Here is a 16,269-nt window from a genome sequence, read left to right as displayed (position 1 = left end):
CAAGCAGACTGCCAATCAGGGGCCGATTAATCTGCCCCAAGTAAACCCTCTCTACTTACCGTCCGGCCGTAAATAATTTGTGAGTGCGAATAGTTTCGAAGATGTCACCGCGCCTCCCCTGAAGTTTTTGGGTGAGCCATCCAAGCCCCACTGCCCACACAAGTTCAGCCACTAAAAGTGCAGTCGCGATGCCAGTAAGGCCCCATAGAGGGGTAAGTAGCGCGGAGAGGAGCAGCAGGACTATCACAGCCAGTGCGCATAGTGCTGCGCTGCGGATTTGGTGCCCACCCAAGGCGAGCAGATGCCCGTTCATCCCGCCCATCACGCGGATCGATTGGCTGATGAGGAAGATAACAAGGGGCCAGTAGCCCGCACCATAGGCAGGACCAAATAGTGCGAGGACGAATGGTCCTAGTATGATGGCGACGACTGTAGCTGCGATCATATTTCCAATGCTGACGATATTGGTGCGCAGCAGCAAGGCATCAGATTCCGAACGGCTAGCACTCGACATTGTGGCCACCAGATCTCTGAGCACAAATTGCTGAGATGCGGCGCTGAAGAAACCGACAAGGGCCGCGAGCCGCACCGCAACGCCAAGCACAGCAACTTGGCTGGGTGGCAAGAAGAGGCCGCCGATCAGGACAACGAGGTCTGCTGTAGCACCCGATACGATTGTGACCATCAACATGGCCGCCGCTCGGCTACGGTAATAGGGGCGAAGGTCGCGCAAGTGTGCGCTCTCCACCCGGGCAAAGGCGTGGTCTTTGCCCAGCAGCAGTGCCTGTCCAATGGCCACGGTCAGCGCAATGACCACCATCGCGATCAGCACATAATCAATTGGCGCGTTCAGCCTTAATAGAGCGAGCGCAGCGAGGAAAAGCAGCAAAAGTCCGGGGCGAATGACGAAGTCGGGCACGTAGGACAGGCTGAAACGCTTATGCGCGTTCGCGACGCTATTGTTCATGCGTATGACGGCAAGGGGAATTGCCGCGAGCACTCCGAAGATCGCCGCTTTTGCAAAGCCGTCTTCAAGCGGGACGACGAAGGCGAACGGCGTCACCACCAGAAAAAGCGCGATAAGAACGATGATATCCCGTCGTGCCGCGCTTAAAAACGCACGCTCAAGATTTAGTCGGCCAAAAGCTCTAAATCGGGCGAGATAGGTGAGGGCGATGGTGTGATACCCGCCCGTCGCCATAAGGCTGACGAAGGCGGTCACCGACATTGCGAGAAACGCCATGCCTACATCATGCGGCAGAAACATGCGTGCGAGCATAAGCTGGCTTAAGAAGCCAAAGCCTGCTCCGGCAAGTCGGGCCCCCATAACGCCAGCAATCGCCATTAAGAAACGCGTCATCGGGCCACTGCCTATTCCCCCCAGCGTGGAGAGCGACACTGCCTCCGCATGCGTGTCATTTCGGTTAAATCACGCGCTAGTTTGTTTCAGGTGGCAATCTCTCCAAAATGAGCCGTACTCATCGGTACGGTTCTAGTTGACGCAGGTCCGTGCTTAGGCTTAGAACCAATCCAATCTATCATTTCTCCGCTCGGATACGGACATGACCAAGGCCCGCACGCTCTACGATAAGATCTGGGACGACCACCTCGTTCAGAATAACGAAGATGGTACGAGCCTGCTCTACATCGACCGCCACCTCGTTCACGAAGTGACCAGCCCACAGGCGTTTGAAGGTCTGCGTATGAACGGTCGTAAGGTCCGTCATCCAGAGCGCACGCTTGCTGTCGTTGACCACAACGTCCCGACTACCGACCGTTCGCTGCCCAATCCGGATCCAGATAGTGCGATCCAGATCGAGACTCTGGCTGAGAACACCCGCGACTTCGGCATCGAATATTACGACCCCTTCGACAAGCGTCAGGGTGTTGTCCATATCGTTGGGCCGGAACAGGGCTTTACTCTGCCGGGCATGACTATTGTGTGCGGTGATTCCCATACCTCCACCCACGGCGCTTTTGGCGCTTTGGCCCACGGTATCGGTACCTCCGAAGTGGAACACGTTCTCGCGACCCAGACGCTGATTCAGCAGAAGGCCAAGAACATGCTGGTGCGTGTTGACGGTCAGTTGCCAGCAGGCGTCACGGCCAAGGACATCATTCTCGCTATCATCGGCGAGATCGGCACGGCAGGCGGCAATGGCCACGTGATCGAGTTTGCTGGCGAAGCCATTCGCTCGCTGTCCATGGAAGGCCGTATGACGGTCTGCAACATGACCATTGAAGGCGGCGCACGCGCTGGCCTGATCGCTCCGGACGAAACCACCTTTGCTTACGTCAAGGATCGTCCACGCGCGCCGAAGGGCGAAGCCTTCGACATGGCCGTCGATTATTGGAAGACCCTCTACACCGACGAAGGCGCACATTACGACAAGGTCGTCGTTCTCGACGCAGCCAAGCTGCCGCCAATCGTGTCCTGGGGTTCCTCGCCTGAAGACGTTATCTCGGTTCAGGGCGTTGTTCCCAACCCAGATGATATCGCTGACGAAACCAAGCGTGCATCGAAGTGGCGCGCGCTTGACTACATGGGCCTCAAGCCCGGCACGCCGATTACCGACATCAAGATCGACCGCGTTTTTGTTGGCTCTTGCACCAACGGCCGTATCGAAGATTTGCGTGCAGTCGCGTCGGTTGTGAAGGGCAAGAAGGTTGCTTCGACCGTGTCCGCGATGATTGTCCCAGGCTCTGGTCTGGTCAAGGAACAGGCTGAAGCTGAAGGTCTTGATGTGATCTTCAAGGATGCTGGTTTTGAATGGCGCGAGCCAGGCTGCTCCATGTGTCTGGCGATGAACCCAGATAAGCTCAAGCCAGAAGAGCGTTGCGCTTCGACCTCGAACCGTAACTTCGAAGGCCGTCAGGGCTTTAAGGGCCGCACCCACTTGGTGTCCCCAGCCATGGCAGCAGCTGCTGCAATCGCTGGCCACTTCGTCGACATTCGCGACCTGCACTAATTTGAGTGCCGCCGATTGGTCGGGGCGGTTCGCCCCGACATTGGATGACATTGAAGGATTGGCGAGCCAAGCGCTCGCCACTCTTCCCGAACCCTTCAAGAGCCTTGCGGCGGACGTCACCTGTCAGGTGGCCGAATTTGCCGAAGACGACGTGCTTGAAGGCTTTGGCATGGACAGCCCGTTTGAATTGATGGGCCTATTCCAAGGCATTGGTCTCACCGAAGACGGGGCAGTGCCGCAAACTGGGCAAGCACCCAATTCCGTTTTTCTCTATCGTCGCGCCATTCTCGATTATTGGGCCGAGCATGATGACAACACCTTGGGTGAGATCGTCACCCATGTGTTGATCCATGAACTGGGCCATCACTTCGGCTTCTCCGATGAGGACATGGAAGCGCTTGAAGCGCAGGCCGACGCCGAAGAGCTCTAAGCTCAAATCTCGTCTTTGTTGACGAACTCAAATTCAGCTTCATTGCCGCCCGACGGATCATCCGACACGCGCAGTGCGAGATTGTTCTCGTCGAGTGCGGTGAACCACTCTTCCCAACTCACCAGTTGAAAGCCGCCAACGCGGTCAGGCCCCTGGTCACCATTGGCATTCATGGCCTCTTGGCCAAAGGCGAGCTGCAAAATGGTGCGGCTGTCCAAGCCATCAGGCACTTCCATCAGCACCGGATTTCCGGCCCGCGCAATTGTCCACTCGCGGATGTCTTCACGGTCGGTGAGAATTTTGCTCATCATGCTCTCCTTACTGGATGAGTTGAGAATACATTTTTACCATGCAAAGTTCCGACGCCTGTTGAGGAGTCCAGTCGATGCCACGTTTGGGTTTAGAGCTATCTGGGGCGTGTCTCTCATTTCTGGCACTGATTGGGTCAGCGAGCGCTGCCAGCTGCACTGTTCCTGCCGATGTTGAGCTACGGCCCGCAGATGTACAGCGGATTGACAGTTTCGAGGCCGCGCGAACGCGCGGTTTAACTGAAGCCATGGCTAGCGTCACCAAGGCTGAGAGCAAAATTCTCACAGATGTGGTGGGGGCTAAAACCGTGCCTTTCACTGAAATTCCTATGGGTTTCTACCAGTGTCGGGTCATCAAATTGGGTGGGATCATGCCCGTCAGCATCTACCCCTATTTCGAGTGTGTTGTTTCGGAGATGAGCACCGCGATTGAAAAGCTTACCGGCTCTCAGCGTTTTCTCGGGACACTGCACAGCAATGACAGCGGCTCCGTATTCTACAAAGGTGCGCTTAACTATCAGAACGAGCCTGAGCCCATCTTCTACGGCAACGATGCTGAGCGCGATCAGGTCGGCTGTGTGCTCCTGATTTCGGCCACTTCGCCGCGGTATCGGATGGAATTGCTGCTGCCACTCTACGAATCTACCTTTGATGTGATCGAATTGGTCCCGAAAGACTGAACCAGCTCTTTTGCCCAGTGCGTGAAGCCTGATATGAGCGGCAACGGATAGAATACAAAGGCGCGAGATGGCTCAGAACTCCAACCGCATCCTCTTGGGTAAGATTGGTGCTGCCCACGGCATTAAAGGCGAAGTGCGGATTATTTCGCACACGGAAGACCCAGAGGCCATTGGCAGCTACGGTCCGCTCGATACAGATCGTCCGGGGCTCGTGATCACCATTGAAAAGGCGCGTCTCAGCAAGACCGTACTGGTGGCGCGCTTGAAGGGCGTCGCTGATCGTAATGCGGCCGAACTGCTCAATGGCGTTTCGCTGTTCGTTGATCGCGAGCGCTTGCCAGAGACCGATGACGAGGATGATTTCTATCATACCGATCTCATTGGCCTCGATGCGCGCTTGGAAAACGGCGTGTCGATCGGTGAAGTCTCGGCTCTGCCCAATTTCGGCGCTGGGGATTTGATTGAAGTGCGCGACCCGCGCTCTGGCGACACATTCCTTTATCCCTTCACCAAGGCGGTGGTGCCCCAGATCGATATCAAGGGCGGCTTTTTGGTGATTTCGCCGCCATTGGACGCTGATCCGGGCGAGGAAGAGCCAGCGTGAGTTTTTCGGCACATATTATAACGCTCTTTCCTGAGCTGTTCCCCGGCACGCTGGGCGCTTCGGTTTTGGGGCGCGGCATGGCCGATGGCCATTGGCAGCTGAACGCGACGAATTTGCGAGATTTTGCCACGGACCGCCATCGCACGGTTGACGATACGCCGTCTGGCGGTGGCGCCGGCATGGTGCTCAAACCCGATATTTTAGCGACAGCAATTGATGCCGTAGCGCCGGCAAGCGATCCGCGTCCGCGTATTCTGATGTCCCCACGCGGCAAGCCGCTCACCCAGCAACGCGCGCATGAGCTTGCGGTGGGGCCGGGCGTGGTGATCGTCTGTGGGCGTTTCGAGGGCGTGGATCAGCGCGTTATCGATGCGCGTCAGCTCGAAGAGATTTCCATTGGCGATTATGTGCTCGCCGGTGGCGAAGTGGCGGCCATGGTGCTGCTCGAAGCTGTGGTGCGCTTGATCCCCGGTGTGCTCGGAGCGCTTGATAGTCGCGACGAGGAAAGCTTTGAGAACGGCATGCTCGAATATCCCCACTACACCCGTCCACAGGTGTTTGAGGATCGAGAAATCCCGGCGGTTTTGACCTCGGGGGATCATAAGAAAATTGCCAGGTGGCGGGCCGAGCAATCGCTTGAGCTGACCAAGGCGCGGCGCCCGGATCTCCTAAAATAAGCGCAATAAAAAAGGCCCCGAAATCGGGGCCTTTTCTTTTCTTACTGCGCCAGTGCACCAAGCACGCGCACCCATGAGCGGATGCCGCGATGGTAGCTTTCGAGATCGTACTTCTCGTTAGGCGAGTGAATCTGATCGTCGATATGGGCAAAGCCAATGAGGAGGGTATCGAGGCCGAGGATCTTCTTAAATTCGCCCACGACCGGGATTGAACCGCCCGAACCAGTAATGACAGCCTGCTTATTCCATTCGTCTGTGAGGCCCGCGAGTGCCTGACGGAGCAGGGCACCATCAGCCGGAACCGTCATAGCTGGCGAACCGCCGTGCTCGATAAATTCGACCGAACAGTCAGGTGGCAGCATCGACTGGACATAGGCGCGGAAGGCGGCGCGAATTTTCTTCGGGTCCATGCCGGAGACGAGACGGAAGGAAATCTTGGCGCTAGCCTTGGCAGGGATGACGGTCTTAAAGCCATCGCCGGTATAGCCGCCGATCATGCCGTTGATTTCGCAGGTTGGGCGGGCCCAGAGCTGTTCAAGAACGGAGCGGTTCTTTTCGCCCGCAGGCGTGTGCAGGTCGACGGCGCCGAGGAAGGCCTTTTCGTCAAAGCCGAGGCCTGCCCATTGCTCTTTGAGTTCATCGGAAAGCTCGGCAACATCGTCATAAAAGCCGGGCAGGGTGCAGGAGCCATCGGCGGCGCGAAGGCCCGCGACAATATTGGCAACCACCTGATTGGGGTTGGCGGCAGCATTGCCGAACATGCCCGAGTGCAGGTCCTTGTCGGCGGCGGTGACGATGATTTCTTCGCCCACCAGACCGCGCAACATGGTGGTGATCGACGGGGTGGTGCGGTCCCACATATCGGTGTCACAGACGAGCGCGATGTCGGCCTTCAGCTCTTCGGCATTGGCCTTCATAAACGGCGGCAGGTTCTTGCCGCCGCTTTCTTCTTCGCCTTCCAGCATCAGCGAGACCCGAACGGGCAGCGCGCCCGTTGCCGCCTTCCAAGCTCGGCAGGCTTCGATAAAGGTCAGCATCTGGCCCTTATCGTCGGACGCACCACGGGCGACGATGATCTTGCGGCCGTCTTTTTCCTTGATCTGCGGATTGAACGGATCGGTATCCCAGAGCGAGATCGGGTCAACCGGCTGAACGTCATAGTGGGCATAGAACAGCACGTGCGTGCCAGGCTGTTCTGGGCCGTGGGCAACAACCACCGGATGGCCCGGCGTTGGGCGGGCCGCGGCGTCAAAGCCGAGGCCGGTCAGCTCATTGGTGATCCAGTCGGCAGCTTTTTGGCATTCTGCGGCATATGCCGGATCGGTCGAGATCGACTTAATCCGCAGAAGGTCAAAGAGCCGGTCCAAGCTGTTTTGGAGCCCGTGATCGACTTCACTGAGAACTTTGTCGATCGTTTCTTTGCTGGTCATGAACTGAGGTCCTTGGTGTATGCGCAACGCGTTTGGACACCATGGCGCGGGGCGCTTCATCATGTCCAGCCTCTGTGGGTCTATTCTTGTTATCTTACTGCGCCTATGGTGCGCGCGAAGATTTGAGGAGCATGTGCATGGATCGGTCAGGCGGGAAGACGCGGCATTCAGGGGATCTGATTGCAACGCTATCCGGGCGAAATCTGGCGCGAAATCTGCACTCGGATGTGCTCTGGAGCCTCGGTTTGGGCATTGTGTCGGGCGAATATGCGGAAGGTACGATCCTGCCTTCCGACGCGGAATTGCTCGAACGCTTCTCAGTGTCCCGTACAGTTCTGCGTGAGGCGCTCAAAACTCTTGCCGCCAAGGGCATGATCGAAGCACGCGCCCGTATCGGCACACGCGTCCTGCCGCGCAATCGTTGGAACCTTTTTGATGGCGATGTGCTGGCCTGGTTCTTTGAACTTGGACCTGAGGTGGGTTTCCTCAGAAGTCTCGCCGAAGTGCGAATCGGTATCGAAATTGAGGCTGCAGCCTTGGCGGCGGAACACGCCGATCCGGAAGCGGCCGCTGAGCTAATCGCCTGGGTCGATAAAATGGCTGCCGCCACAGAGCCGGTCGAGTTTGCGCGCTGCGATCTCGAATTCCACAAAGCCGTTGCCGCCGCGTCGGGCAATCCCTTTATGGCGTCCATCTCGGCGCTGGTTGAAATGGCGCTGACAGCGGCCTTTACCATTTCTTCGCCGGTCAACGAGCCTGAGGCGCTCGCGATTACGGTGGGGGTCCATCGCCGTATCGCTGAAGCCATTCGGGATCGTGATCCAGTTCTCGCCCGCGCCGCTATGCGCGAGGCGATTGCTCAGGGTTTTGAACGTGCTGCTGGACGGATGGAAGAGGCCTAAACCAGATCGAACACTGAGCCCATTCTTGGGGTGAAAAGGCGTTCATAGGTTCTCATCAACGTGCCGTCAGTCATGCTGGCGATATAGTCGCAAATGATGCGTGGGTTTTCGCCCGCGTCCTGCCAGCGCTTCAGCACGTCTGGCGGCAAAAAGGCCTGCGGCTCGGAAGAGACCGCTTCAAACACCGACACCACCATCTGCTGGCCCTTAAACTCCATCTGCTGCACCGAGGGGGAGCGGATGACGTTGTGATAGACCACATCTTTCAGCGCACGGACAAAGGCACGGTCTGGGGCAGGCAATTCCGCGCGGTATTTGACGATAGGGTCGTCAAACTCAGCGTGTTCGACGATTTCGATCCGGGCCATGAGATGGTGGATGATACGTCCGATCCAGCGTTTGAGACTCAAAGTTGAGCGACCAAAGAGGCCCGCCACGAAGGTCGCGTATGGATTGGTGCCGAACTCTTCCGGGTAGCGAGCGGTCAGTGCTTCCAAAATGCTGGCACATTTGTCTTCGGTGACACTCGCCAAAAAAGCCTCTTCGCTGATGAGGCGCAGTTTGAGTGCGTCTTCGAAATCATGGACGCCAAAGGAAATATCGTCGGCCACGTCCATGATCGAACAATCGAAGGACTTGTGCAGGGCTTCGGCATGTTTGCCAGACTTGGCGCGGGCACTGGTGAAGGCATCGCGTTCCGCTGGGGAGAGCGGATCGATCAACCAATCGACAATATCGGCCTCGCTATCGAGATAGGCCTTGGGGGGCTTGGAGCGCTGCCGATCGATCAGTTGTAGCGTCGATAGGCCTTGGTTAAGCGCGGGCTTTAATTCGGGATTGGCGGCGGTCGAATAGGCGACGGGGTATTTTAAAATACCCAACATGGTGCGCCGCGTGAGGTTTGAACCTGCGCCATGAGAAAACTCTTCAAGGCGCCCGATGATGCGCAGGGTCTGGCCGTTGCCCTCAAAGCCGCCGTGATCGCGCATGCAATAGTTGAGCGCGACTTCTCCGCCGTGGCCAAAAGGCGGGTGCCCCAGATCATGCAAGGCACTAATGGCTTGAATGGCAATCAGGCTCGGCAGGTGTTGGCTGCGCGGATCGTTCGCATAGGCGTGCGCCAGCTGCCGTGTAATGCCGCCCGCGATCTGGGCCACTTCCAAGCTGTGGGTAAGGCGAGTGCGATAAAAATCGCCATCACCGAGCCCGAGGACCTGGGTCTTGCCCTGCAATCGCCGGAAGGAAGCGGAATGCACGACGCGGGCGTAGTCGATCTCTTCTGGCAGGCGAATATCGTCCGTTTGCGCGTCCGTTGCTTCCCGACGCTCAAACCACACCGTACCTGCCTCTGACATCGCTCAAAACCCCACTGCCGAACACGTCCATTCGGCAGCATTTTAGGCGACTGAATGGCCTGTTCCTTCGAGCATAAACCGACCAAACTGCCAATGGCTTTGGCGTTTACTTCCCGGTTTCTGCGCGGGTGCGCGGTGCGGCCTTGGGCCAAACTGAGTTGAAGCGCTGCACAGACGGGTCATTGCGGGCAATGCGAATGTCATTGGCAAGGCGATCGGCCCAGCGGCGAGCCGTTTCGACAATAGTGGCGTTGAGATTTTTGCCCGAGAAGATTGTCGAGACGCTCCAAAGTCGCGCCTCGGCAGCAATATTGAAGACTTTTTGAGTGTGGGTGAGGCTGCCCAATTCGCTGTTCGAGCCGATGATGGTTTCCAAGGTCATATGACCGATGCACGCGCCGCCCGCAGCCTGATAACCGATGATCGAGAGCCGCAAAATGGGGCTCAGTGCATCATAGCTGGCGAGGGGCTCGGTGTAGACAGTGACCCCGGCCATGACCAATTCCGAACGCAGCGCGTGAAAAACCTCACTGTGATTGGTCCAGCACGAACCGTTGACCTGATCGCTGACAACCAGTTCTACTGCGCGCATGAGACCAAGCGCCTGAGCGCCTGACATCGTTTCTGTCGCCTGTGCCCGCTGGTTCAGATACGCCGTTTCACTGGCAAATTCTGCTGCGATGGAGGGACTGGAAAATGCCAGTGTTGAGGCCACGAACGCGGCCAAGCAAATACGACTGTCCACCATTATCCCTTTGCCAATATTGTGTTATATCAGTGTAACTTAGTTCTTTTTATGCGGGCGTTGTAAAGCGCTCTATCCACAATCAATACCTGTCACCGTGGCGCGGGATTTTCTAAGACTTCGCTAACGCGCTTTCGACAGTGGCCTGCCTGACCGTCACCACGACACTTCGGTCTCCCCACTGAAAATGATCGGATGTAATTGAAGGACGAGTGGACCAAGGCGCGCGTTCGGCATGCGAACCGAGAGAAGCTACACATATAAAAAAAGCCCCCTGAGGGGCTTCCGATTGAATAAGTGGTGTGGACGCTATCCCGCGCCCGGCGGATACTTACACCAGTTTACGCTCAACTAGGCTTTTCGCTGTGGCCAGCACGGCTGGCTTGGCGGGAATGAAATCATGGCCAAGCAGAGCAATCGCGGCCTTTGAATCGAGCGGCTTAGGATACCCCAGCTCCCCAACATTATCCCGCACTTGCTGGTCGAAACGCGCATAGAACCGTACCAGCCAGTCCGGGATTTCAAAGTGCGGAATGCGATAGCTGGGGTAGGCGGCCTTGAGAATCTTCGCTGTGTCGAGAAAGAGCTGCGTGCCGTCCCCCATAGGAAAACGCTGCCCGCCAGCGCTTGGCGTGGTCATCGCTTTGACATGGGCCTCGGCCACATCGCGCGCATCGATGCAGGTAATGGGAATACGCGGAGCGGCCGGCACGGAGCCATCCATCAGGCGTTTGATCAGCAGGCCCGAGGTGCCGACATCATCGTCAAGAAGAGGGCCGAGAATAACGCTGGGATTGATCACGGCGAGCCGTTCCATCTGGCCTGCAGCCTTCACCAGCTCCCAAGCGCGGCGCTCGGCGCGGGTCTTGCTCTCGATATAGGCGTTTTGCGGTCGGCCATCGAGATTGGTCCAATCTTCTGGTCCAAAGGGCTTGGTGCGGGATTTGTCGTGGCCATAGGCCATCGCGGCCATAGAAGAGGTGAGCACGATGCGTTCGACACCCGCCTTGAGCGCTGCCGTAATTGCACGCTCGGTACCAGCAACCGCCGGGCCAACAAGCTCGCTCTTGTCTTTGGGCATATTAAGCACGAAGGGCGACGCTGTGTGCTGCAGATAGCGCACGCCGTCCATCGCTGCGTCCCAGCCATCGTCGTTGGTCAGATCCAAACACACAAAGCTTAGTCGGGAGACATCACAGTTGGCTTTGGCCAGAGTGGTTCGAACGGCATCGGCCTTTTTCAGATCGCGCACACTGCCGCGCACGGTAAAGCCCGCGTCGAGCAGGGCCTTGGCGACATGCCCGCCGAGAAAGCCAGAAACGCCCGTGAGAAGAACTGTGTCGGTCATGCCTGCGCCCCTGCAATTGCTATAGCGGCATCCTAAGGGCTGCGTCCGGCTCAAGCCAGTGTGATTGCGCTTCTAGGAACTCTTGCAAACACCACTCGTTCGACACGCAGAACACCGGGAGGAGCAAAAATATGTTCAACAGTCATTTCTTAACTGCGCACCACGACATCCGAGCCTGGGTGCTTGAGCAACACGGATGTCCGGCGATCGCTTTGACGCGTGATCGGGACGGGGCTGAAAAGGCTCAGCTCCGCCTTAAATTCGTGCGCTACGGCGATGAGGAAGCGCTCGATGGGCAAACCACACCGTGCTCGTGGACGGCGTGGCTTGCCGAACTCGACCGCCAGCAATTGGCATTGAGGGTCGAGCCATCTGGCGACTATGCGTTAGTGCCCCGAAATACCGTGCACTAAGCGCGGGCCTGAATGCCCAGCGCTTCGGCCAGCAGTTTGTAGGAGCGGCGGCGCAGATCATAGGAGTGGATGGTTGTGGTCACCATCACTTCATCAGCGCCCGCCGCCTTCGCTTTGGCGGAAATTTCTTCTGCCATGCGCTCGGGGCTGCCGACCATCCAAAGAGCGGATTGATGCTCAATGATCGAGTGTTGTTGCGCGGTCAGCTTGTAGGCCGAGGCCTCTTCTGGAGAGGTCAGTTGACGCTGTTCCCCCGTGAGGAAACGCGCCCAATTTACCGCCTGCGAGGTGGAGAGGTATTTTGCTTCTTCGTCGGTCGGCGCGCAGATGACCGATAGACACAGCAGGGTTTTGGGCTCTGGAAATTCTTCACTAGGCACAAACGCATTGCGATAGGCGGCAAATGCGGGCGCTGCCGGGGTGTGGCTGAAGTGCGCCGCAAATGCATAACCAAAGCCGACCTGTCCCGCCGCTTGCGCCGATGCGCCCGATGAGCCGAGCAGCCACTTCGGTGGCAACTTAATGCCGCCTGGTGAGACCGGAACACGCGAGAAGGGGTGGTCAGCTGGGAAACTGTCGTCGTCAAACGCCATCAGCTCGGCGAGATAATTTGAAAACTCTTCGCCGCCACCACTGCGGAGCGCGCGCATGGCATATCCGTCGCCCCCCGGCGCGCGGCCAATACCAAGGTCAATGCGGCCCGGATGCAGAGCTTCAAGGGTGCGATAGGCTTCGGCGATACGGAGCGGCGCGTGGTTGAGAAGCATGACGCCGCCGGAGCCAACGCGAATATTCTCGGTCGCCGCCGCAGCGCTGCCGATCAGAATTTCGGGAACAGAGGATGCAATGGACGGCATGCCGTGGTGCTCGGCATACCAGAGGCGTGTGTATCCTAGCCCATCGGCCGCCTGCGCTAGTTTGATGGTTTCAGCCATCGCTTGTGGCGTGGTTGAGCCCTGAGCGATGGGGGCCAGATCCTGAAGCGACAGAGCGAAGGGCGCAGACATGGCTCACCTTAGTACAATTTCGTTTCATCGTTAGATCACGATGAAGCTGGGAAAAATCAACCCTTCACGTGAAAAATAGAGTCAGGGGAGACGCTTCCTTGTCCAGTGTGGCTGAAATGAGCTTGCGGCTAAGCCTTCATTCACGCAGTATTTCCCGTCTCTGTATGAGGATGGATTCCATGAAGCGTATTCTTGCCGCCGCTGCCGTTGTGGCTGGCGTGGTTTCAACACCAGTATTGGCGCAGGAATTTGGACTGTCTGAAGTGCGCGGCGGCGTGTTTGCTCACAGTGCTGACGAGCCAGGCGCGCTGTTCGGCGTCTTCAACGTCTCCCGCATGCAGGACCTCAATGTCGAGCTTTTGTTCGACACCCCCGGTCTGACAGAGTGGGTTACTCTTGGTGAGCTGCGTCCTCATCTTGGCGCCACCATCAACTACGCCGGGCTCGAATCTATGGCCTATGCTGGGGTTAGCTGGACTGTGCCGCTATTTGACACACCCATCTTCGCCGAGCTCAGTTTTGGTGGTGCGGTCCACAATGGCTCAACCAATGGACAGGCTGTTGCTCCTGCGCGCGACCTTGGCTGTTCATTTGTGTTCCGCGAGTCGGCCAGCTTGGGCGTGATGCTCAACACGAACGCCTCGATCATGGCGACGGTCGAACACGCGTCCAATGCGAACCTTTGCGATGGCAATCGCGGTCTGACCAATATGGGTGTTCGCTTCGGCTATAAATTCTAAGCCCAGCGCGACATAGCAGACATAAAAAAAGCCCGGGTCGCCCCGGGCCTTATCATTTAGGCCGCTTGGCCTGCGGAATAGCCAGAGGCCCAAGCCCACTGGAAGTTATAGCCGCCCAACCAGCCGGTGACGTCTACCGCCTCGCCGACAAAGAACAGGCCGGGCACATCACGCGACATCAGCGTTTTCGCGTCGAGGTCAGTGGTGTCGATGCCACCCAAAGTGACTTCCGCTGTGCGATAACCTTCTGAACCAACTGGCTTTAGGGTCCACTTGTTGATCACTTCGGCAGCGGTCGCGAGTTTCTTGTCCGAGAAATCGCCGATCATGCCGGGCTGGTTGATCACCTCACCGATCAGCTGCGCCAAGCGCTTTGGCAGGCGGTCACCCAGCGCGGTCTGGATATGCAGTTTCGGCGTAGCCTTGCGGGCTGACTTGAGGAATTCAAGCGCGTCTTCGCCCGCCAGAAGATCAACCGAGATCGCATCACCTTCGCGCCAATAGGACGAGATCTGCAGAATTGCTGGGCCGGAAAGGCCGCGGTGGGTGATCAGCAGCGCTTCTTCAAACTTGGTCTTGCCGTGCGAGACAATGGCATTGGTCGAAACGCCAGCCAAAGGCTTCAGCATTTCCAGCGCGCCGGGCTCAAAAGTGAGCGGCACGAGGGCCGGGCGGGTGTTGGTGACCTTAAGGCCGAACTGGCGCGCAATCTCATAGGCAAAGCCGGTCGCGCCCATTTTCGGAATGGATTTGCCACCCGTTGCAATGATCAGGCTTGTCGCAGTCACGCGGCCATCGCCAACCATAACGTCAAAGCCTTCGTCGGTTTTCTCAATGGTACCAACGGAACGCCCAGTCCAGATCGTTGCACCAGCGGCGCGCAGATCATTGGTCAGCATGGTGATGATCTGCGTGGCGGGGCCATCGCAGAACAACTGGCCAAGGGTCTTTTCGTGATAGGCGATGCCCTGCTTTTTCACGCGCGCGATAAACATTTCAGGGGTGTAACGCGACAGCGCCGACAGCGCGAAGCGCGGATTTTGGCTCAGGAAGCGCTCGCGGCCCAGAACGTGAGTGGCGTTCACATTGGTGAAATTGCAACGTCCGCCACCGGAAATGCGGATCTTCTCGCCGGGGTCGCGGGCATGGTCGACCACCAGCACCTTGCGCCCACGCTTGCCGGCTTCAATGCCAGCCATCATGCCTGCAGCGCCCGCGCCAATAATCAATACATCGTAGTCGGCCATGTGTGGTCCTTTCGTCTATCCGAGGCGTATCTGGGGCCGAGAGTTTCAGCAAGCGCATTGACTCTGTCCTACAGTGGAGTATGACAAGTCCTGCACTTCAATAGGAAGTTAGAGTTCGTCATGCGCAGCTTCGGCTCCATCGCCACTATCGCAATAAAAACTTGGCCAAAAGCCGAGTGCGATACTGCCATGACTAAAACCACCAAAACCGCTTAGAGCTTTTCCCCGGGTCGTCTCCCGTCGGGGAGAGGCTCAGAAAACCACTGGCCGCATCAAACGATGCGCGGGGGCGGTGAATGGTAAGGGACCGGAGTTCCAAAATGGGTTATCGCGTCGCAGTCGTCGGGTCCACGGGCAATGTGGGCCGCGAAGTTTTGAACATTCTGGCCGAACGCAAGTTCCCGGCGGATGAAGTTTTCGCTCTCGCATCGTCAAAGTCGATTGGCAAAGAATTGTCCTATGGCGACAAGATTTTGAAGGTGCGCGATCTGCAGCACTTCGATTTCTCGACCGTCGATTTTGCGATCATGTCGGCTGGCGGCTCTATCTCCAAGGATTGGGGTCCAAAGATCGCAGCGGCAGGCGCCATCGTCATCGATAACTCCAGCTACTGGCGTTACCACGCCGAAGTGCCACTGGTGGTTCCTGAAGTGAACGGCGCGATCCTTGAGCGTTGGCTGGCTGACGACAAGCGTCAAAACATCATCGCCAACCCAAATTGCTCGACCGCCCAGCTGGTTGTGGCCCTCAAGCCGCTCCACGATGCCGCCAAGATCAAGCGCGTTGTTGTCTCGACCTACCAGTCCGTTTCCGGCGCTGGCAAGGAAGGCGTCGACGAGCTGTGGAACCAGACCAAGGGCATTTTCGTCAACGATAGCCCAACCCCAGCCAAGTTCCCCAAGCAGATCGCCTTCAACGTCATCCCGCACATCGATGTGTTCATGGAAGACGGCTACACCAAGGAAGAGTGGAAGGTTCTGGCAGAGACCAAGAAGATCCTCGATCCCAAGATCAAGGTCACCTGCACCGCCGTGCGCGTTCCGGTTTTTGTTGGTCACTCGGAATCGGTCAATATCGAGTTTGAAAACCCGATTACCGCTGACGAAGCCCGCGAAATCCTGCGTGAAGCTGATGGCATCACCGTGCTCGATAAGCGCGAACCAGGCGGCTACGCGACCCCGGTTGAAACCGTTGGTGATTACGACACCTATGTCAGCCGTATCCGTGAAGACGTCACCGTCGAAAATGGTTTGGCTATGTGGGTTGTTTCGGACAATCTGCGTAAGGGCGCAGCGCTCAATACCATTCAGATCGCGGAAACGCTGATCGCCAAGGGTCTCAAGCCCCGCGCGTAATCTCGTGATGCAAGCGCTCACTATTGGCGCTTCGCAAAATCGCGGAACAAGACTAGAAG

17 protein-coding genes are annotated in these 16,269 nt (G+C 57.5%); 9 read left to right on the top strand and 8 right to left on the bottom strand.

Features of this window, described 5'->3' with window-relative positions; all coding sequences use genetic code 11:
• Window positions 1–55: 55 nt before the first annotated feature.
• Window positions 56–1,360, bottom strand: coding sequence for a lipopolysaccharide biosynthesis protein (locus JHL21_RS13855; protein WP_200214089.1), 1,305 nt, complete (start codon window positions 1,358–1,360; stop codon window positions 56–58).
• Window positions 1,361–1,562: 202 nt separating this feature from the next.
• Here JHL21_RS13855 and leuC point away from each other — a divergent pair, with 202 nt between their 5' ends.
• Both leuC and JHL21_RS13845 read left to right on the top strand, forming a co-directional pair.
• The gene (gene leuC / locus JHL21_RS13850; RefSeq protein WP_169196559.1) at window positions 1,563–2,969 is read left to right on the top strand and encodes a 3-isopropylmalate dehydratase large subunit; all 1,407 of its coding nucleotides are present in this window, start codon (window positions 1,563–1,565) and stop codon (window positions 2,967–2,969) included.
• A gap of 1 nt (window position 2,970) precedes the next feature.
• Window positions 2,971–3,399, top strand: a complete 429-nt coding sequence (locus JHL21_RS13845; protein ID WP_200214088.1) for a metallopeptidase family protein — start codon at window positions 2,971–2,973, stop codon at window positions 3,397–3,399.
• A gap of 2 nt (window positions 3,400–3,401) precedes the next feature.
• Here JHL21_RS13845 and JHL21_RS13840 read toward each other — a convergent pair whose 3' ends face one another.
• Window positions 3,402–3,707 carry a hypothetical protein gene (locus tag JHL21_RS13840; RefSeq protein ID WP_169196557.1) on the bottom strand — a complete coding sequence of 102 codons (306 nt, stop codon included), beginning with the start codon at window positions 3,705–3,707 and terminating at the stop codon, window positions 3,402–3,404.
• 77 nt (window positions 3,708–3,784) lie between these two features.
• Here JHL21_RS13840 and JHL21_RS13835 point away from each other — a divergent pair, with 77 nt between their 5' ends.
• From JHL21_RS13835 to trmD, 3 genes are all read left to right on the top strand, one after another.
• The gene (locus JHL21_RS13835; RefSeq protein WP_200214087.1) at window positions 3,785–4,387 is read left to right on the top strand and encodes a DUF4893 domain-containing protein; all 603 of its coding nucleotides are present in this window, start codon (window positions 3,785–3,787) and stop codon (window positions 4,385–4,387) included.
• A gap of 67 nt (window positions 4,388–4,454) precedes the next feature.
• Window positions 4,455–4,991 (top strand): ribosome maturation factor RimM, encoded by a 537-nt coding sequence (gene rimM, locus JHL21_RS13830; protein WP_200214086.1) that lies wholly within the window; start codon window positions 4,455–4,457, stop codon window positions 4,989–4,991.
• Window positions 4,988–5,668: a tRNA (guanosine(37)-N1)-methyltransferase TrmD gene (trmD, locus tag JHL21_RS13825; RefSeq protein ID WP_200214085.1), complete on the top strand. Its 681-nt coding sequence runs from the start codon at window positions 4,988–4,990 to the stop codon at window positions 5,666–5,668. The genes rimM and trmD overlap by 4 nt, the downstream gene beginning before the upstream one ends.
• Window positions 5,669–5,709: 41 nt before the next feature.
• On the opposite strand, the gene JHL21_RS13820 is transcribed toward trmD, so the two are convergent.
• Complete coding sequence (locus JHL21_RS13820; RefSeq protein ID WP_200214084.1) at window positions 5,710–7,098, bottom strand: M20/M25/M40 family metallo-hydrolase; 1,389 nt, start codon at window positions 7,096–7,098, stop codon at window positions 5,710–5,712.
• Between the two features lie 137 nt (window positions 7,099–7,235).
• On the opposite strand from JHL21_RS13820, the gene JHL21_RS13815 reads away from it, so the two are divergent.
• Entirely contained in the window at window positions 7,236–8,000 is a 765-nt protein-coding gene (locus JHL21_RS13815) for a FadR/GntR family transcriptional regulator (RefSeq protein WP_200214083.1), read from the top strand.
• On the opposite strand, the gene JHL21_RS13810 is transcribed toward JHL21_RS13815, so the two are convergent.
• The 3 genes from JHL21_RS13810 to JHL21_RS13800 all read right to left on the bottom strand — a co-directional run bounded on the left by JHL21_RS13810 (window position 7,997) and on the right by JHL21_RS13800 (window position 11,448).
• The gene (locus JHL21_RS13810; RefSeq protein WP_200214082.1) at window positions 7,997–9,355 is read right to left on the bottom strand and encodes an anti-phage deoxyguanosine triphosphatase; all 1,359 of its coding nucleotides are present in this window, start codon (window positions 9,353–9,355) and stop codon (window positions 7,997–7,999) included. The genes JHL21_RS13815 and JHL21_RS13810 overlap by 4 nt on opposite strands.
• Window positions 9,356–9,461: 106 nt before the next feature.
• The gene (locus JHL21_RS13805; protein ID WP_200214080.1) at window positions 9,462–10,100 is read right to left on the bottom strand and encodes a hypothetical protein; all 639 of its coding nucleotides are present in this window, start codon (window positions 10,098–10,100) and stop codon (window positions 9,462–9,464) included.
• 331 nt (window positions 10,101–10,431) lie between these two features.
• Window positions 10,432–11,448, bottom strand: coding sequence for an NAD-dependent epimerase/dehydratase family protein (locus JHL21_RS13800; protein ID WP_200214079.1), 1,017 nt, complete (start codon window positions 11,446–11,448; stop codon window positions 10,432–10,434).
• A 131-nt stretch (window positions 11,449–11,579) separates the two neighbouring features.
• Between JHL21_RS13800 and JHL21_RS13795 the strand changes: the two genes are divergently transcribed.
• Window positions 11,580–11,861, top strand: a complete 282-nt coding sequence (locus JHL21_RS13795) for a hypothetical protein (RefSeq protein ID WP_169196548.1) — start codon at window positions 11,580–11,582, stop codon at window positions 11,859–11,861.
• Here the strand turns inward: JHL21_RS13795 and JHL21_RS13790 are convergent.
• On the bottom strand, window positions 11,858–12,868 hold the full coding sequence (locus tag JHL21_RS13790) for an LLM class flavin-dependent oxidoreductase (RefSeq protein WP_200214077.1): 1,011 nt from the start codon (window positions 12,866–12,868) through the stop codon (window positions 11,858–11,860). The genes JHL21_RS13795 and JHL21_RS13790 overlap by 4 nt on opposite strands.
• A gap of 179 nt (window positions 12,869–13,047) precedes the next feature.
• Here JHL21_RS13790 and JHL21_RS13785 point away from each other — a divergent pair, with 179 nt between their 5' ends.
• Entirely contained in the window at window positions 13,048–13,608 is a 561-nt protein-coding gene (locus tag JHL21_RS13785; protein ID WP_200214076.1) for an acyloxyacyl hydrolase, read from the top strand.
• Window positions 13,609–13,664: 56 nt separating this feature from the next.
• On the opposite strand, the gene JHL21_RS13780 is transcribed toward JHL21_RS13785, so the two are convergent.
• Window positions 13,665–14,855 carry an NAD(P)/FAD-dependent oxidoreductase gene (locus JHL21_RS13780; RefSeq protein WP_200214074.1) on the bottom strand — a complete coding sequence of 397 codons (1,191 nt, stop codon included), beginning with the start codon at window positions 14,853–14,855 and terminating at the stop codon, window positions 13,665–13,667.
• A 320-nt stretch (window positions 14,856–15,175) separates the two neighbouring features.
• Here JHL21_RS13780 and JHL21_RS13775 point away from each other — a divergent pair, with 320 nt between their 5' ends.
• Window positions 15,176–16,210, top strand: a complete 1,035-nt coding sequence (locus JHL21_RS13775; RefSeq protein ID WP_169196544.1) for an aspartate-semialdehyde dehydrogenase — start codon at window positions 15,176–15,178, stop codon at window positions 16,208–16,210.
• Window positions 16,211–16,269: the final 59 nt, after the last annotated feature.

The sequence above is a fragment of the Devosia sp. WQ 349K1 genome (assembly GCF_016595685.1).
Lineage (GTDB): Bacteria > Pseudomonadota > Alphaproteobacteria > Rhizobiales > Devosiaceae > Devosia.
Note: the sequence above shows the minus strand (reverse complement) of the source record. Positions and strands in the feature narration are given on the sequence as shown.

What these genes read in the sequence shown, in the direction of transcription:
- JHL21_RS13835 (WP_200214087.1), top strand. Translation starts at nt 3,785, where the DNA reads ATGCCACGTTTGGGTTTAGAGCTATCTGGGGCGTGTCTCTCATTTCTG.
- JHL21_RS13775 (WP_169196544.1), top strand. Translation starts at nt 15,176, where the DNA reads ATGGGTTATCGCGTCGCAGTCGTCGGGTCCACGGGCAATGTGGGCCGC.
- JHL21_RS13840 (WP_169196557.1), bottom strand. Translation starts at nt 3,707, where the DNA reads ATGAGCAAAATTCTCACCGACCGTGAAGACATCCGCGAGTGGACAATT.
- JHL21_RS13780 (WP_200214074.1), bottom strand. Translation starts at nt 14,855, where the DNA reads ATGGCCGACTACGATGTATTGATTATTGGCGCGGGCGCTGCAGGCATG.
- JHL21_RS13810 (WP_200214082.1), bottom strand. Translation starts at nt 9,355, where the DNA reads ATGTCAGAGGCAGGTACGGTGTGGTTTGAGCGTCGGGAAGCAACGGAC.
- JHL21_RS13815 (WP_200214083.1), top strand. Translation starts at nt 7,236, where the DNA reads ATGGATCGGTCAGGCGGGAAGACGCGGCATTCAGGGGATCTGATTGCA.
- JHL21_RS13855 (WP_200214089.1), bottom strand. Translation starts at nt 1,360, where the DNA reads ATGACGCGTTTCTTAATGGCGATTGCTGGCGTTATGGGGGCCCGACTT.
- leuC (WP_169196559.1), top strand. Translation starts at nt 1,563, where the DNA reads ATGACCAAGGCCCGCACGCTCTACGATAAGATCTGGGACGACCACCTC.
- JHL21_RS13820 (WP_200214084.1), bottom strand. Translation starts at nt 7,098, where the DNA reads ATGACCAGCAAAGAAACGATCGACAAAGTTCTCAGTGAAGTCGATCAC.
- JHL21_RS13790 (WP_200214077.1), bottom strand. Translation starts at nt 12,868, where the DNA reads ATGTCTGCGCCCTTCGCTCTGTCGCTTCAGGATCTGGCCCCCATCGCT.
- JHL21_RS13785 (WP_200214076.1), top strand. Translation starts at nt 13,048, where the DNA reads ATGAAGCGTATTCTTGCCGCCGCTGCCGTTGTGGCTGGCGTGGTTTCA.
- JHL21_RS13795 (WP_169196548.1), top strand. Translation starts at nt 11,580, where the DNA reads ATGTTCAACAGTCATTTCTTAACTGCGCACCACGACATCCGAGCCTGG.
- JHL21_RS13800 (WP_200214079.1), bottom strand. Translation starts at nt 11,448, where the DNA reads ATGACCGACACAGTTCTTCTCACGGGCGTTTCTGGCTTTCTCGGCGGG.
- rimM (WP_200214086.1), top strand. Translation starts at nt 4,455, where the DNA reads ATGGCTCAGAACTCCAACCGCATCCTCTTGGGTAAGATTGGTGCTGCC.